Annotated in this window: 16 protein-coding genes and 1 tRNA gene; 7 read left to right on the forward strand and 10 right to left on the reverse strand. The window is 63.2% G+C overall.

The window, feature by feature from the left end; translation table 11 throughout:
- Positions 1 to 19: 19 nt before the first annotated feature.
- On the reverse strand, positions 20 to 2,839 hold the full coding sequence (gene mutS, locus O2S87_RS04505) for a DNA mismatch repair protein MutS (protein WP_475407608.1): 2,820 nt from the start codon (positions 2,837 to 2,839) through the stop codon (positions 20 to 22).
- 249 nt (positions 2,840 to 3,088) lie between these two features.
- Between mutS and yciH the strand changes: the two genes are divergently transcribed.
- Positions 3,089 to 3,382, forward strand: coding sequence for a stress response translation initiation inhibitor YciH (gene yciH / locus O2S87_RS04510; RefSeq protein ID WP_475407609.1), 294 nt, complete (start codon positions 3,089 to 3,091; stop codon positions 3,380 to 3,382).
- 133 nt (positions 3,383 to 3,515) lie between these two features.
- Positions 3,516 to 5,330: a hypothetical protein gene (locus tag O2S87_RS04515; RefSeq protein ID WP_475407610.1), complete on the forward strand. Its 1,815-nt coding sequence runs from the start codon at positions 3,516 to 3,518 to the stop codon at positions 5,328 to 5,330.
- Here O2S87_RS04515 and O2S87_RS04520 read toward each other — a convergent pair.
- Entirely contained in the window at positions 5,327 to 5,683 is a 357-nt protein-coding gene (locus O2S87_RS04520) for a rhodanese-like domain-containing protein (protein WP_475407611.1), read from the reverse strand. The two genes, O2S87_RS04515 and O2S87_RS04520, sit on opposite strands and share 4 nt — an antisense overlap.
- 160 nt (positions 5,684 to 5,843) lie before the next feature.
- Here O2S87_RS04520 and O2S87_RS04525 point away from each other — a divergent pair, with 160 nt between their 5' ends.
- Positions 5,844 to 6,374: a universal stress protein gene (locus tag O2S87_RS04525; RefSeq protein WP_475407612.1), complete on the forward strand. Its 531-nt coding sequence runs from the start codon at positions 5,844 to 5,846 to the stop codon at positions 6,372 to 6,374.
- Here O2S87_RS04525 and O2S87_RS04530 read toward each other — a convergent pair.
- Together O2S87_RS04530 and O2S87_RS04535 are read right to left on the reverse strand one after the other, a co-directional pair.
- Positions 6,366 to 6,926, reverse strand: a complete 561-nt coding sequence (locus O2S87_RS04530; protein ID WP_475407613.1) for an NUDIX hydrolase — start codon at positions 6,924 to 6,926, stop codon at positions 6,366 to 6,368. The genes O2S87_RS04525 and O2S87_RS04530 overlap by 9 nt on opposite strands.
- On the reverse strand, positions 6,919 to 7,326 hold the full coding sequence (locus O2S87_RS04535) for a hypothetical protein (RefSeq protein ID WP_475407614.1): 408 nt from the start codon (positions 7,324 to 7,326) through the stop codon (positions 6,919 to 6,921). Before O2S87_RS04535 ends, O2S87_RS04530 begins: the two co-directional genes overlap by 8 nt.
- 79 nt (positions 7,327 to 7,405) lie before the next feature.
- Here O2S87_RS04535 and O2S87_RS04540 point away from each other — a divergent pair, with 79 nt between their 5' ends.
- On the forward strand, positions 7,406 to 8,362 hold the full coding sequence (locus O2S87_RS04540) for a DUF5787 family protein (RefSeq protein ID WP_475407615.1): 957 nt from the start codon (positions 7,406 to 7,408) through the stop codon (positions 8,360 to 8,362).
- A 69-nt stretch (positions 8,363 to 8,431) separates the two neighbouring features.
- Here the strand turns inward: O2S87_RS04540 and O2S87_RS04545 are convergent, their stop codons facing one another.
- The gene (locus tag O2S87_RS04545; RefSeq protein WP_475407655.1) at positions 8,432 to 8,785 is read right to left on the reverse strand and encodes a DUF8062 family protein; all 354 of its coding nucleotides are present in this window, start codon (positions 8,783 to 8,785) and stop codon (positions 8,432 to 8,434) included.
- A gap of 157 nt (positions 8,786 to 8,942) precedes the next feature.
- Here O2S87_RS04545 and O2S87_RS04550 point away from each other — a divergent pair, with 157 nt between their 5' ends.
- Positions 8,943 to 9,287: a four-helix bundle copper-binding protein gene (locus O2S87_RS04550; protein WP_475407616.1), complete on the forward strand. Its 345-nt coding sequence runs from the start codon at positions 8,943 to 8,945 to the stop codon at positions 9,285 to 9,287.
- A gap of 319 nt (positions 9,288 to 9,606) precedes the next feature.
- Here O2S87_RS04550 and O2S87_RS04555 read toward each other — a convergent pair.
- Both O2S87_RS04555 and O2S87_RS04560 read right to left on the reverse strand, forming a co-directional pair.
- Positions 9,607 to 9,680: transfer RNA gene (locus tag O2S87_RS04555), tRNA-Ile, on the reverse strand.
- A 110-nt stretch (positions 9,681 to 9,790) separates the two neighbouring features.
- Positions 9,791 to 10,390 (reverse strand): FxsA family protein, encoded by a 600-nt coding sequence (locus tag O2S87_RS04560; protein WP_475407656.1) that lies wholly within the window; start codon positions 10,388 to 10,390, stop codon positions 9,791 to 9,793.
- Positions 10,391 to 10,550: 160 nt separating this feature from the next.
- Here O2S87_RS04560 and O2S87_RS04565 point away from each other — a divergent pair, with 160 nt between their 5' ends.
- Entirely contained in the window at positions 10,551 to 12,191 is a 1,641-nt protein-coding gene (locus O2S87_RS04565; RefSeq protein WP_475407617.1) for a DUF255 domain-containing protein, read from the forward strand.
- Positions 12,192 to 12,253: 62 nt separating this feature from the next.
- Positions 12,254 to 13,057, forward strand: a complete 804-nt coding sequence (locus O2S87_RS04570; protein ID WP_475407618.1) for a TrmB family transcriptional regulator — start codon at positions 12,254 to 12,256, stop codon at positions 13,055 to 13,057.
- 21 nt (positions 13,058 to 13,078) lie between these two features.
- On the opposite strand, the gene mptA is transcribed toward O2S87_RS04570, so the two are convergent.
- The 3 genes from mptA to O2S87_RS04585 all read right to left on the reverse strand — a co-directional run bounded on the left by mptA (position 13,079) and on the right by O2S87_RS04585 (position 15,825).
- A complete protein-coding gene (mptA, locus tag O2S87_RS04575) occupies positions 13,079 to 14,011 on the reverse strand; it encodes a GTP cyclohydrolase MptA (protein ID WP_475407619.1) in 933 nt (310 codons plus the stop codon).
- Between the two features lie 110 nt (positions 14,012 to 14,121).
- The gene (locus O2S87_RS04580; RefSeq protein ID WP_475407657.1) at positions 14,122 to 14,514 is read right to left on the reverse strand and encodes a DUF7124 domain-containing protein; all 393 of its coding nucleotides are present in this window, start codon (positions 14,512 to 14,514) and stop codon (positions 14,122 to 14,124) included.
- 72 nt (positions 14,515 to 14,586) lie between these two features.
- On the reverse strand, positions 14,587 to 15,825 hold the full coding sequence (locus O2S87_RS04585; RefSeq protein WP_475407620.1) for an NAD(P)/FAD-dependent oxidoreductase: 1,239 nt from the start codon (positions 15,823 to 15,825) through the stop codon (positions 14,587 to 14,589).
- Positions 15,826 to 15,895: the final 70 nt, after the last annotated feature.

The following is a 15,895-nucleotide window of genomic DNA, read 5'->3' on the forward strand; positions in this document are numbered from 1 at the left end:
GCCCCTTCGCCGATGGCTGTTATTTGAGTTCGGATCGGAGGTCGTCGAGGGTTGTGAGCGCCTCGATGGGCGTCATTTTCGCCACGTCAAGCGAGCGGAGCGCGACCGCGACGCGGACCATCGCTTCCTCGTCGAGCGGCGCATCGACCGCGGGATCGGGCGTTCCCTCGAAGAACTCCTCTTCGGGGTACGACGAGCGATCGTCGGGGGTGGGGTCCGACTCGAACGCCTCGTTGGGCGTAGACCGACGGTCGTTGTCCACCGCACCTGTCTGTTCGCTCGGCGAATCGGTGTCGGCGGATTGTGAGCCATCACGGTCGGCCTCCGGGCGCGCTTGGCTCTGGTGGTCTGCAGCCGTCGCATCCGTACTGGCTGTCGACGATGTCGTCGAGACGCCTGTTGGACTCGCTCCCGAGGCCGCGTCGACCGAGTTCACGACCGAGCGCGCGCGGTCGACGACCGTTTTCGGCACACCCGCCATCCGGGCGACCTCGATCCCGTAGGAGGCCGACGACGCCCCCGGTGCGACCCGGTGGAGGAACGTCACTTCGTTGCCGTCGCGGGTGGCCGCGAAATGGAGGTTGCACACGCCCTCGCGCTCGTCGGCGAGACTCGTCAGCCCGTGGTAGTGAGTCGCGAACAGCGTCATCGCGCCGAGTTCGTCGTGGATAAACTCGGTCGTCGCGCGGGCGATCGCCAGCCCGTCGGCGGTGCTGGTGCCTCGGCCGACTTCGTCGAGCAAGATCAGCGAGTTCTCGGTTCCGTCGTGGAGAATCTCGGTGAGTTCGCTCATCTCGCGCATGAACGTCGACTCGCCGCCAGCGATGTCGTCGCTCGCGCCGACGCGGGTGAAAATCCGGTCGAGAACCGGGAGTTCGGCGGCCTCGGCTGGAACGAAGCTGCCGATCTGGGCGAGCAGACAGGTCAGCGCGACCTGTCGCATGTAGGTCGACTTCCCGCTCATGTTCGGACCGGTGATGATCGCCACGTCTCCCTGGCTGAGGTCGGCGTCGTTGGGGACGAACGACTCTTGGGTGGTTTCGACGACCGGATGTCGACCGCCTTCGATCGAGAGTTCGGGTTCGGACGAGGCCGGGGTAAACGTGGGTCGGATGTAGTCGCTGTCGGCCGAAACGGTCGCGAGCGAACAGATCGCATCGAGTGCGGCAATCGCGCTCGCAAGTCGTTGAATCCGTTCGGTCTCAGCGGCCACTTCAGCGCGGACCGAACAGAACAGCTCGTATTCGAGGCTATCGGCGCGCTCGGCGGCCCCGAAGATCTCGTCTTCGCGAGCTTTGAGTTCCGGCGTGTAGAAGCGTTCGGCGTTTTTGAGCGTCTGTCGACGCGTGTAGTCGTCGGGGACGGCCTCGAGGTTCGGGTTCGTCACCTCGATGTAGTAGCCGTGAACCTGGTTGTGACCCACCGACAGTGAATCGATACCGGTCCGTTCACGTTCCGTTTGTTCGAGTTCGGCGACCCACTGTCGACCCGCTCGTTCGGTGGTCCGAAGCTCGTTGAGGTCCGTGTTGAACTCGGGTCGAATCACTCCGCCCTCGGTGAGTTCGGTCGGCGGGTCGTCGACGATGGCGGCGTCGATGAGCTCGGCGACGTCAGTCAGTGGGTCAAGCCGTTCGCGGTACGATCCGAGCGCGTCGAGTTCCGAGAGCGTTTCGGAGAGCTCCGGGACGATAGACAGCGTCGAGTAAAGCGACCGGAGATCACGTGCGTGGGCTCGTCCGCGAGAGATGCGACCGACGAGTCGTTCGAGGTCGTAGGCACCGGCTAACAGGTCGGTGAGTTCCTCGCGTCTCACCGAGGCGTCGGTGAGCGCTTCGACGGCATCAAGGCGGGTTTCGATCTCCCGACGGTCGACCAGCGGGCGGCGGAGCCACCGCGTGAGACAGCGTCGACCGAGCGCGGAGGCGGTTTCATCGATCACGTCGAACAGCGTTTCGCCCGCGCCCGGCCCGCGGTTGTCGAACAGTTCGAGGCTGCGGAGCGCCGCGGCATCCAATCGAAGATGGGCTCGCTGGTCGTATCGACGGATGCGCGCGACGTAATCGAGCGAACCCCTGTCGCCCTGCGTGTACTCGGCGTACGCCAGCACGGCCCCGCAGGCGCGACGTTCGGCCTCGGTCGGCAGTCGTTTCTCGGGCTCCGAAAGGTACTCCGAGAGTCGGTCGACCGCGGTGTCGTGGTCGAACAGCTCCGCGTCGAGTTCGGTTTCGAGCCAGCCGCCGGTCGTGTCGGCAGGCGAGACCGTCGGCGTCTCGGGAGCCACAAGCAGTTCGGCCGGTGCAATCCGGTCGAGTTCCTCTTCGACGCCTGCCCGGTCGGCAACGCTCGTGACGAAACACTCGCCGGTCGAGACGTCGACGGCGGCGATTCCGAGCGTTTCGTCGGCTTCGACGACGCTGGCAACGTAGTTCGTGGTGCCCGCAGCGAGTAGTTCCTCCTCGACGACCGTGCCCGGCGTGATGACGCGCGTGACCGCCCGGTCGACGAGCCCAGTCGCCTCGGCGGCCTCTTCGATTTGGTCGGCGATCGCGATGCGGTAGTCAGCGTCTACCAGCCGCGTGAGATAGGAGCTTGCGTTTTCGATCGGAATCCCGGCCATCGGATACGTGCCGGTCGAATCCTCGCGCTTGGTGAGCGTCACTTCACAGATCCGGGCGACTTCTTCGGCTGCCTCGCAGAAGGCTTCGTAAAAATCTCCGACTTGAAACAGCACGAGGGCATCGTCGTGGTCTGCGCACAGTTCCAAATACTGGCTCAACATCGGCGTGAGTTCCGCTTCTTTCTCGGCCATCGTCGACGGCGGCCCGGTGGCGGGTGGCATGAACGGTAGGCAGTACCCAACCGACATAAACGCCTCGCTAATATCAGTAAATAGAGACATACTCGAAATCAGATATCGGTCGAACAGTAGGAGAGGCGTAACAACGTTTCTAACGCGGACAGTCCGTTGTCTGAGACAATCGTAGCCGGAGGCTACCAGCGGTAGTGGCTGCTGATCGGCGTGGTGGGCGGCCGCAGGGCGGGATCTCCCGACACTGTTTAATATACCCGTCTTGTACGTTCGGATGTAATGTCGGAAGTCTGCTCGACGTGTGGATTGCCTGGTGAACTCTGCGTCTGCGAAGACGTCGCCAAAGAGTCTCAACAGATCAACATCCGCATCGACGAGCGCCGCTATGGAAAAGAGGTAACGGTCATTGAAGGATTCGACCCACGAGACGTCGACATGAGCAGTCTCTCGTCGGATCTCAAATCGAAGTTCGCCTGCGGCGGGACAGTCGAGGACGACTCGATCGAACTCCAAGGCAACCACCGCGGCCGCGTGGAGGACTTCCTCCGCGAGAAAGGCTTTACAGTCGCGTGACCGCCACCTAACGTCTGTCTCTGACGGCGCTGATTCTCGTTGTTCGTTGAGCGACCTGCTTTTTCTGACCCCTGACAACACAACATTCAAAAAAGCCTGAACAGCTATCAGGTGTTGGCTCCTCGGGGGAGCTATGCGAACTCCCGTCGTCGCCGGGCTAGTCGTCGTTTTACTCGTCGTTGGCTCGCTTGGCGTGCCGCTTTCGGCTGGTCAGCCAGTTTCGGCTGCTCAGTCATTTTCGTCCGACATCCCGTCGACCGTGTCTCCGACGTCGACTGACGAGGAGATCCGGCTGACGACACGTCTCGATCGGACGCCCGAGCGGTCCGGCGAGATCACTGCCACGGTCTCGTTTCGGTTTCCCGACCGTGTCACCGGTCTTTCGGCCCGCCTGCCGGAGGGGGCGACCGTCACCGACACAGACGGCTTTTCGGCTGACTCCGACCGCGAGTACGAGTGGGACGAACGCACTGACCGACCGTCGGTGACGTTCCGCGTGTCGGCCACCAGACGAACCGACCAGGACGGTCCGCTGGCTGAGGACGGTCGGTATCTGTTCGCCGACACCGACGAGTGGGCGCTCGTGACGATTCCCTCGACCGGCACCGAGTGGCGACAGATCGGCGAGGACCGACTCACGGTCGACCGCCGGACCGAGATCGAGGGCGAAGGCGTCGCTGGCGAGCGGATGGCGTTTCTCGGGGATCACGAGGTTGAGACACACACCGCCCACGGCCAGACGTTTCGGCTCGTGATCCCCGAGGCTGCCGATCTCGCCGAGCCGCCGAGTGAGATTTTCGACTCGCTGAGCCACGCCTCAGACACGCTCAGAGTCGGTGACCGCGACGAGGAGGTGTTTGTGATCGCCGCTCCCACCGACTCGGTCGACTGGGGGGTTCGCGGCGTCCAAACCGGCAATGCTGACATGTGGGTCCAAGACGACGAACGGCTCGATACGGCGACGAACGTCTGGGTTCACGAGTACGTTCACGCCAGACAGGACTTCGAGCCTGCGACCGAAACGCGGTGGCTCACCGAGGCGACCGCGAGCTACTACTCGGCGCTGGTGACCCTGCAGCAGGACCGTATCGACTTCGAGCAGTTCCAGCGTGCGCTCGATGCGGGTGCCGAGGACCCCCAGTCGACCGCGGTGCTCAGCGACCCCGACAGCTGGCAGAACAACGCCGAGTATTTAAAAGGAGCACTCGTCGTCGGTGAGATCGACCGCCTAGTGCGCGAGTCGACAGCGGGCGAATCGAACTTCGAGGACGTGTTCGCCGACGCGAACGGTCACGACCGCACGCTGAGCGAAGCCGCCTTCGAGGAGTCGGTTACTGCGGCCTCCGAGGCCGACGTCGGAGCCGAGTCGACGCGGTATGCGACGACCGACGCCGTCCCGACGGTGTGGGACGGCCAAACGCACGCCGAGACGTTCGGCCAAGCGCCCGCCGAGTTCCGCTTCGAACTCGCCGAGGCCGATCCGGTTCGCATCAGCGGCCCCGACCGCCCCGAATCCGTCTCGGGATCGACGATCGACCTGCTCGCTGGCGAAATGCTCGCGGTGAATATGACCGTCGAGAACGTCGGCGGTACGGTCGGCTTCTACGAGCTTCCGTTCCGCGTTAACGAGAGCCTAACAACCGAAAGCGGCCGGCTGCGGGCCGGTGAGACGGCCACTCACGAGTTCACGCACACGTTCGACGAACCGGGCACCTACACCGTCTCGGTCGGCGAACACCGGCTCGACGTTCGGGTCGACGAATCCGAGCCGGAGTCGAATTCGGTGTCGGAGTCGAACTCGGAGCCCGAAACGGATTCGGGTGACGAGCCGTCTTCGGCCGACGAGAGCCCACCATCGGTCGACGACGAGACCCCGGGGTTCGGCGTGCTTTCGGTCGTTACTGTCCTGTTCCTGCTATCGCTTGTCGCCCGTCGACGGGCTAGTTAAAAAGGAGCTTCTGGGCCCTCGTTGGCTGTGCGCTCGGATTCTGCTTCGAGATCGCCGTCCCACTCGGTGAGCCCGCCGTGCATGCTCTCGATACGTGCGCTTTCGGTACCCTCGTACGAACCGAGCAACCGGGCCGCCTGCACGCTGGCGTGGCCGTGTGGACATACCGTTACGATGTGGTCGGCGTCTTCGAGCGTCTCGACTCGTTGAGGGAGTTGCTCGAACGGAACGTTCTCGCTGCCGGGAATGTGGCCGCGTCGGAACGCCATCGCTGACCGAATGTCGACAATCCGTGGGGCCTCGGCCGTTTCTAACAATGTCTCGACCTCGGCGGGGCTGATTTCGCCGTCCATACCACTTTAAACCGGCCAGTTCGCATAAGTCCCTCGGCGTCCCCTTCGGCTGGCTATCCCTGGTCGACCGGTTACTACTCCTGCGGTGAGTGTGTGGTTCGCTGAAATATAGACAGTATGTTTACATATCTTTCGGTCGTAGTTCGGTGCGGAGCCCGTCATGTACGATTCCATCCTCTATCCAACCGACGGAAGCAAAGGCGCCGCTGTGGTGCTGGATCACGCCCGTGACATCGCCGAGACCTACGACGCGACGTTGCACGTCCTGTTTGTCGTCAACGCCGAACACACCGAATCGGGGATGGTGGTCCGGCGTGGCGACGACGGCGAATGGAAGTCGGGGATGGTCCCCCGCGAAGGAAAGACTGCAGGAGAGGGACACATGTCTCGGCACGAAGAAGACGAACGCGAGGGGATCGAACACCGCGGGCGGATGCTCGTCGACGAGGTGTCGTCGTGGCTGGCCGACCAGGGCGTCGAGTCCGTGACGTCGATCAAACACGGCGAGCCCGCCCAGGCAATCACCGAGTACGCAACAGAGAACGATATCGACCTCATCACGATAGGTACACACGGTCGACGGGGGCTCAGAAAGAAACTGATCGGGAGCGTCACCGAAGAAGTCGTCCGCCTCTCGGAGGTGCCGGTGCTGACCATCCGCCTTTCCGAATCGAACGACGTCTCAGAGTAACCCCTCGGTTTCGGCCAACAGCACGCCTTCGACCGTCGCATCGTTCGTCGGGTCGGCCCGTGCGACCGACAGCGCCTCGTCGACCGACACCGCTTTTGGGACCAGAAACTCGTTCGAATCCAATTCGCGAGCGACAGGTGTGAGATCCTCGGCGAACACGAAGCCACGGCGATGTCTGAGCACGCCGGTCGAACACCAGAACGTTTCGAGGAGCTTGGTCTCGGCCGGATCGAACCCCGTTTCCTCTCGGAGTTCTCGGGCGGCAGCCTCGCAGAAGGATTCGCCCGGTTCGACAATGCCTGCCGGCAGTTCCAACTGCGTCTGGCGGATCGTCGGTCGGTACTGCTCGACGAACAGCAGTTGATCGCCGGTTACGGCGACAATCACGACCGCGGGTGCGAGTTCGGCCCAATAGTACTTTTTCGTCGATCCATCCGGCTGTTCGACCAGATCGTAGCCACCGGTGTACCAGCCGGTTTCGTACTCGACGACGGACTCGATCACCGGCCAGTCGGGAGCCGAGAGCTCGGCGAGCGCGTGACGATCACGCATTCGACGCCTCCGACTCGCTTTCGATACTGACGCTGTATCGCTCGCCGTCGTCGACGACGATCACGCGTTCGCCACCGTCGCGGCTGGCGTCGGCATCCAACTGAGTGAGCGAATCACGCTCGTCGAACGGTGAGTGCGCGAAGTCGTCTTTAACTCCACCCAGTCCGCGCTGGTAGCCCTCCGACCGGCCGTCGTCAGCCTGGAGTGCCTCGGTCAGGTACGGATACCGCCGCTCGCTGATCTCCGAGATGTCGACTGCGGTGCCGTCGTCGTCGGACGGTGTCACTTCGAGATAGTAGTACGCGCCCGAGCCGAGATAGCTCGGCACGGCCCCCAACGCCAACAGGACGACCGCAACAAGCCCGACGACCACAAAGGCGATCCGCATGATTCGACGCATACCCGGCGTAGGGACCGCTGTGGGATACGGATTTCGACGGAGACGTGCGGTTTATTCTCTCGGCGTTCTACCTGCGTGTATGGAGTTTCGGTTCGAGGTGGCGCTCTGTAGCTGGCTCGAAACCAACACCGACTGGCTCGTCGCTCGCCAGCTCGGCGGGGCGGTCGCCTCGCCGGGCAGTCGGATCGTCGACGTCTGTGGGCTCAAACCCGGTGCCGAGTTCGACGCTCGAACGGCAATTACGACCCGTGAGATCCCCTCGCTGGCGATCGAAAGCGACGTGGGCGCGGGCGAGGCCGTTTTTTGGCGTGAGGCGTTCGACTGCTCGCCCGACCACGCCCGGAGCGTCATCGATCGGGCGGTCGAGTGTGGCTTTTTGGAGATCGAACGCCACTCGGGCCGGCGGTACGTTCGACAGACAACGCGGTATCCCGACTGGATCGGCGGGCTCGTCGGCATCGAAAACAAGCCCGATCTGGCCCAACCGGGCGATCTCGACCGCCAGCTCCGGATCGATATCTCGTTGGGCCTGTTCGACGAAGTGATTTTGGTGACCGAGAGCTACGTTACTCGGGCGCAACTCAACCGGCTTCCCGAGGCGGTCGGCGTCTGGCGGTTCGATCCCAACTCGGGCGAGCGAACGGTAATCCGCGAACCCACCTCGCTGGCGGTCGACGAACCCGGTGTCGAACTCCAGGCGAAACGGCCGCTTCGGACGGATATCGCGTTCGTGACGCCCGATGAAAAGGCCGAGAAACGACGCCGGATCGCCGAGCGGGCCTACGGCAAGGGGTGGCGAACCTACGAGTTTCCGCCGTGTCGACGCATCGAGCCGACCGAGGACGGCCGCCCCTACTGTTCGTGGCACGGCCGCGTGGTCGACCCGGCGGTCGACTGCGGACCGGCGTGTGTGGGATTCGACGAAGCCGAGCCGCCGGCAGTCGACCGTGCGGCGCTTCGCGACAGCCGGACGCCGTGGGTTCGCGATCCGTCGGGTGTCAGTCGAACCCAAAGCGGTCTCGACCGGTTTTTCTGATGGCGTAGGCAGTTGTCGATTGAGAGTAGGCAGTGTCGACCGAGAGTAGCCTGTGAGTAGCGTGAGTAGTCAGCGACTATCGGGGGTGACGATCGTGTCGAGATCGTCGGCGGCGTAGCTGAGTCGAACCGGGTGTGTCGTGTGGCGAGCGTGGGTTTCGGCCCAGCGTCGGGCCGGTTGTTCGTCGAGATACGCCTCGGCGTCGGGACACTGCTGGCAGTCGACGAGCCACGGCGAGACATCGTCGGGAAAGTGACCGGTGTGTCGTTTGTGGTCGAGCGCGAACTGTTCAAACGCCTGATTGCCCGCGTACAGCGTTTCGAGTTCGTAGGTCAGCGCCCAACTCCGGTCACACCGCGAACAACTGATCGTCGGGGTGTCGTCGACAGGGTCGACCGGGGTGTGATCGCTGTCGTCTGGCAAGGTCGGCACGCTTGCTCTACAAACCAGAGACGTATATGTATTGACTTGGGCGGTCGATCATCGATGTCGACGTACCGGTAGTGAATGTATGTTGGCAGTATCCCTGATCCAACTCGTCATAACGGCTGTGATTCATTCAGTGGATGGTTGAGATGCGATGGCAATCCAAGAGCTCCAACAGAAAAGCAGCGAGATGAGCGACTGTATAGACAACTGCTCGGAGGCCGCCCAGGCCTGCGAGGTGTGTGCGGACGCCTGCGCCGAGGAGGGCGAAGAGATGGCCCGATGTCTCCGGCTCTGTCGAGACGTGGCCGATCTCGCCTCGCTCCACGCCCGGTTTATGGCTCGCGAATCCGAGTTCCACGCCCAGCAGGCTTCGCTCGTCGCCGATGCCGCCGAAGCCTGCCGTGACGAGTGTGCCCAGCACGACATGGACCACTGCCAGACCTGTGCGGAGGTGCTCGAACCCGCGATCAAGAGCTGTCGGTCGATGGCTGCCTAAGGTGGTCGCGTAGGGACCGCCTACGTGTCGACTATTGGTCGACTAACAATTACCCCGCGGCCGGTTTGTCGAGGTACGCGACGGTAGTGTAGTAGAATCACGCGGCCGTTCCACGGTCGTAACGCAGTGTGCAACTCCTGCCCGTCGCATCGGTTGTTTTTATCCGTTAATCAGCCCTCCTGACTAACTCTGCAACTTTTCGTTAATTGGTAGTGTTAGATTCGAAATAGCTCTCAGACCGATCGCTATGCAGTGTAGAACCGGTAAGAATTGGCTGGGGAGGCGCGCCATTTTCTGTGCGGCCGAAGCCGCCACGAGATGGGTCGACACGGATTTGAACCGCGGGCCTCCCGGTTATCAGCCGAGCGCTCAACCTGACTGAGCTATCGACCCTGAGTGGCGCATTCTTTCGTAGCGCTGGGTTCTGTTTAACAGTTTCCTTTTGCCAGCGTTGCGTCAGTCGATTTCACGGCGCACCGTCGCACTTGCACCCCCCGCTCGTCCTACGAGTTCGACCGCGTTTCGCGTTCGGAGTCGTCCTCGTCGGCCCGCTCGAAGTCGACGTCGACGATGTCGTCGTCACCCTGGCCGTCGGTTGTATGGCTTTGAGTTCGGTCGCCGGTCGACTGGCCCATATCGAACGGGTTCTGGCCGTTGCCCGACGCCTGCTCGGGGTCGGGAAAGCCGAACGTCCAGACCTTGCCGGTGCCGAGCCCGCCGGTCTGCTTGTCGATGTAGGGGACGACCACCCACCGCTTGAGCGCGACCCGAATCGGATACCGCGTCGGCGGCAACACCAACAGAAAGCCGATGAGGTCGGTGACGAGCCCCGGCGTGAGCAGGAAGGCTCCCGAGGCGATCAGCAACCCCCCATCGAGCAGTTCGTCGGTCGGCGGCGAGCCGGCCGCCAGCTTGCGCTGGAACCGACCCAGGGTGTTGCGGCCCTCTGCGCGGACGAGGATCATTCCGATGAGGCCCGTCAGGACGACCAGTGCGACCGTCTGAAGCCACGTTAACAGTCCCCAGCCGACGATCGCCACGAGGACGAACGAGTCCGCAAGCGGGATGAGGAGCAACAGCGCGAGCAGATAGCGCGTTCGCATGCCCACCAGTTGTTTGCGACCGTCTATAACCTCTTTCGTCGACCACAGCCCGCCGTCTTCGGCCGCGGTGGCGGTGTCGTATATAAACTCCGGACCGTCTAGTCGACATCCCATGATCGGTGAGCGAAGCCCTTAGGCGACAGGCCGGCCGAACCCATATATGAACGAGTCGACCCGCGTCGAGTGGCGGTCCTGGGGCCCCGAGGCGTTCGCGGAGGCCGAGCGGACTGCCACGCCGATTCTGCTCTCGCTGACGGCGACCTGGTGCGGTGCGTGCCACGAGATGGACGCCCGAACCTACGCCGAGCCAGCCGTCGCGGCCAACATCAACGACAGTTTCGTCCCGATCCGCGTCGACGTCGATCGCCATCCGCGCGTTCGCGAACGGTACAACATGGGCAGCTTTCCGACCACCGCGTTTCTCACCCCGCAGGGCCGACTCATCTCGGGGGCAACCTATCTCGGCCCCGACGGAATGCGACAGGTCGTCGACCGCATTCGCGAGCTCTGGGCCGAAAAGGGAGCCAGCGCGGGCCGCGTGCCCCGCGCACTGAGCGACGAGCCGACCCCCAAAGGCGACCTCAGCGACCGAATCGAAGCGCACATCGCCGGCCAGCTCACCGAGAAATTCGACCCACAGTTCGGCGGCTGGGGTACCGACGCCAAGTTCCCCATGCCACGGACCATCGAATTCGCACTCAAACGCGAGCGCCAGCAGGCGCTCCAGACGCTTGATGCGGTCGCCCAACACCTCCACGACGGTGTCGACGGTGGCTTCTTCCGGTTCGCGACCAACCGCGACTGGTCGGACGTCCGCTACGAGAAAGTCCTGGCGACCAACGCCGCAGCGCTCCGGGCGTTCGCGAACGCCTATTTATATACTGGCGACGAGGCCTACCGCGAGCCGGCGGCCCGAACGGTCGACTACCTCACCGATACCCTCTGGACCGGCATCGCCGTCGGCGGGAGCCAGGGTCCCGGCCAGGGGGCGGCCTACTACGCGCTGTCGGCCGACGAACGCGCCGATCGCGAACCGCCGCGGACCGACCTCACCGTGTTCGCCGGGGCCAACGCCCACGCCGCTGATGCACTGCTCACCTACTACGCCTACACCGACGACGAGACCGCCCGCACGTACGCCGAACGGATTCTGGACGCGCTCGAAGACGAGTTGGTCGACACGGAGTCGGGCGTCGTCACCCACTTTCGGGCGGGCGACCGAACGGGCGAAACCCACCTGCTCGAAGACGTCGCGGGCGTCGTCAGCGGCTGGTGTCGCGCCCGCCAGGTTCTCGGTGATCGCCACTACGCCGAGGTCGCCCAACGCGTCGCCGACGAGGCCATCGACGAACTCCTGGTCGACGGTGCGTTCCGCGACGGCCCGGCCCGAGGCGACGGGCTCTGCGGTCGCCCACTGAATCCGATCGACAGTAGCGTCGAACTCGCCGGTGGGCTGTTGCATCTCGCGATTCTCACTGACGAACCCCGCTATCGCGAGGTCGCCACCGAGGCCATCGAGGCGTTCGCTGGCGCGTGGGACCGGATCGGTGTCCAGGTCGCGAGCTATGGAAGCGTTGCCGCCCGGCTCTCGCGCGGTGATCTCGTCATCGAGGTGGGCGGCGAGACCGGGTCGGACCTCCACCGCGCGGCGCTCAGAGTCGCCGACCACGAGGCGGTCGTGATCCCCAACGCCCCCGACGTCGACGCGGGCCACGCCGTTGTCCGTGGAACTGACCGGCCGCCGGCGACCGATCCCGAGATGCTCATGAAACAGGTCTCCGAGACCGTCGACGACCAGTAACTGTCTGCAATCCGGCAATAAACGTTCGGTGTGTTTTTACTCGCGGGCAGTGATCTGTCCGCATGCCAACCCTGCGTGATCTTGGTCTCTCGGAGTATGAGGCCCGATCTTATCGATCACTGCTCCGGACTGGACCGACAACCGCAAAAGAGTTGTCTCGGATCAGCGAGGTGCCGATGGGCAGAATATACGACGTGCTGAACAGTCTCGAACAACACCGGTTGGTCCGCAGTCAGGCCGCAGGCCGACCGAAAAAGTATGTCGCCGTCGAGCCCGAGGCCGCACTCGACCGACTGCTGGAGGTGAAACAACGCGAGCTCGACGAACAGGCCAAACAGTACGAGGCGATCGTCGACAGCCTCGTCGACGAGATCGACAGCGGCGAGTCGGTCGACGAAACGTTTTGGACGGCCGCGGTCGGCCCCGACGAGACGCTCGAACTGTTGCTCGAACGCGTCGCGGCGGCCGAATCCGAACTGATCTACGTGGCTGGCTCGCCGGCGTCGGGAATCGACATACGGAGTGCTACCGACCGCGTTGCCGGGAAACTCGAAGCCGCTCTCACGCGTGGCGTCGACATCGATCTCCTGTTGACGCCTTCGCTGGTGTCTGATCTGCCCGAAAGTACCGTCCAGCGCTACCACGGTCGGCTCGCGCAGTACGACAACTTCGCGGTTCGAACGTTCGACGGCGTCGACAGCACGTTCGCGCTGCTCGACGGTGTGGAAGTGTGTATCGAAGTCCCAAACCCACTGGATCCAACTGAATCGTTCGCGATGATAAATCTGAAAGACACCGCGTTTGCAACCGACATCCGAGCCGAATTCACACCACGTTGGGAACAGGCCGACCCGCTCGCAATCTGAGTTTTGTGGCCGCTGGGCAGATCAGACGTCGCCGTTGAGTTCGGCTCGAAGCTGGCCGAGCGTGACCTCGCGTTCGGCGTGGGCGTTGTGCTGGTGGATCGACTCGTCGTTCGACTGTTTGATCCGAATCACGGCCGAATCGTTGAGGTGGTCGAACTCCTCGACCGCGCCCTCGGCGAGCGCACGCACACAGTCCTCGACGAACTTGGCGTCCGAGTGGGCCTCGAAGGTCATGTGATCCTCGTCGGGTCGCTTGGCGAGGTTGTAGATCCGCGCGCTCATCGAATCGCGCGCGATGTCGATAAGATCTCCCAGGTCGACGTCCGGGCTTCCTTCGCTGGTCACAGTAAGTGTCGCGTGGCCGCGCTGGGAGTGGCCCGGCTGCGGGACCCGATCGAGGAACTCGTCGATGACCTCGCGGTCGACGTCGAGGTTCTGGAGTTCGTCGCGGGCACGTGACTCGGACATCCCCTGCGAGCAGGGACAGACCGTCATTCCCGTCACTTCCGCGCCGATCTCCTCGTGGGTTCCCTCGTCGGTCGCGGTCGCGCTGGCGATAATCGTCGCCGTGTTCTGGGTCGTCTTGTCGCTCGCCGGGGTCTGTTCTTTCGTGATGAGTTCGGCGGTCATCCGCACTTCTGCGGTCGACGTGTAATCGTGTTTGGCCAGCAGGCGTTCGGCCGCATCGCCGCAGACGTCTTCGACCCGGTAGGCTTCTGCTTCGGTGGCCTCTTCGAGAATCTCGTCGATGACCTCCATGTTCCTACTCATGTCGATTCCCTTTCGGCCGCCCGGCAGGTCGACGAACACTTCGAACTCGGCCATGAGAACGATCGGTCGCTTGCCGTTGCGGGCGAGTTTGACGAGTTTTTCGACACCGGTCACGCCAACCTGGCTGAGCCCGACGGCGACCTCGGGTCGTGTGGCCTGCACGTCAGGGAGCTGATGACTCATTACGTGTGGTAGGTGCGTGCGCTGATTAGGGCTTTCGATGAGCGAGAATTCTGCGGCTATCTGGGAAGGCAGCCTTAGGCTACCGGTCGTATCGTCGACCTACTTATATACTATGGCCAGTCGTCGCGCGTCTCTTCGGCGAAAAACTCCTCGTTGCTCTCGTCGTCGGCGAGTTCCCACTCGGCGGCCTCGGCGGCCTGCTCTAGGGGGAGGTACTCCCAGCCGGTCTGTTCGGCGATTGCGGCGTCCTCTTCGGAGGTGCCAATAAAGACGTGCCGCTCGGTGTCGAACTGCTCGGCGACGTTTTCGAGGCTTTCGGCGACGCCGCGTGGTCCCGAAAAGAAATCCTGGCGGACGCGGTGTTTCCGTGTAAAGTTCGTCACGACGTACGTTGGTTTCTCGCTGACGACACCGACGTACTTGGTCCACTGTCGGGCGTCGTTGAAGACGACGTTCGGGCTCGCCAACGCCTGGAGTGCGTCGAGTTCGAACGCCAGCGTCATCTCGCCGCTGCCGCTTGCACCGTTCATACGAAACGTAGCCTACCACCGCCAAAAACCGCTTCGTTTCAGTATCTACTGTTCTTGGGTTGCCGCGATGTCGTCGACGCTAAACTCCTCGTTGAGAAGGGCATCCGTCTGATCGCCGACGAACGTCTCGTTGCGCATGAGCTGTTTGAACCCGCTCTGGGGGGCGAGATCGCCGATCAGGACGCCACCGACGATCTTGCCGTCCTTGATCGCGATCCGACGCCACTCTGTGTCCGAATACTTCTTCGAGACCGACTCCTCGCCAAGCGTCGGATGGCCGAACGAGAGGAATGGGAAGTCGAAGTGCGTGATCGAGTACGACGACACCCAGCGGAACTCGTCGGTTTCGGGCTCGATCATGTTCTTGGCCGCAATCGTCCCTTGTTCTTTGGCCGACCCCCACGAGCCGTTCTGGGCGTGTTCGCCCAGGATCGTATCGTAAAAGCGCGTCAGGTCGCCCGCCGCGAAGATGTCCTCGGCGCTGGTTCGCATGTACTTGTCGACCACGACGCCGTTGTCGGTCTCGATCTCGAAGTCCTGGAGGAGTTCGAGGTTGAAATCCAAGCCGATGGCGATGCCGACGAACTCTGACTCGTAGCGGTCGCCGTTGGGGTCGACAGTGGCGACGACGTGGCCCGACTCGTCGGTCTCGAAGTGGTCGACGCCGCTTTCGAAGACCGGCGTCACGCCACGTTCGCGCATCGCGTCGTGCATGATCTCGGCACCCTCGATGTCGAGCGCGTAACGCCACCAGGAATCGCCGCGCATGAGGTAGTTGGCCTCGACCTCCTGGGCCCCGCAGATCGCCGCCAAGTCGATGCCGAGCAGCCCCGCGCCGACGATCGCTGCCGAGTCGGCCTGTTCGATGTGCTCGCGGATGTTTCTGGCATCCTGGAACGTCCAGAAGTGGTGAATTCCGTCGGCATCGGAGTTCTCGACCGGCAGCTGTGTGGGGGTGCCGCCGGTGGCGAGCAGGAGTTTGTCGTACTCGATGGTCTCGCCCGTGTGAGTCGACAGCGTGTGGGCCTCGGGGTCGATGTTCGTGACGAGCGTGTTGAGTTCGAGGTCGATTTCGCGGTCGTCGTACCAGCTTTCGTCGTGGATCGAAATCGGCGATTCGGGGAGTTTGCCCTTGGCGAACTCCTTGATCAGAATGCGATTGTAGAGGGCTTCGCCTTCGTCGGTGATGACGCTCACGTCGGCTTCGGGTGCTTCCTCGCGGAGGGTTTCAGCGGCGGAACTCCCCGCGATCCCATCGCCGATGATCACGTACGACTCAGTCATACACACGCGTTTGTAGGCTGGGGTAAAGTCGGTTGCTATCGGCGAAACGATTCGTGAGCGATTCGCGTGG

The sequence above is a fragment of the Halohasta sp. A2 genome, assembly GCF_056175805.1.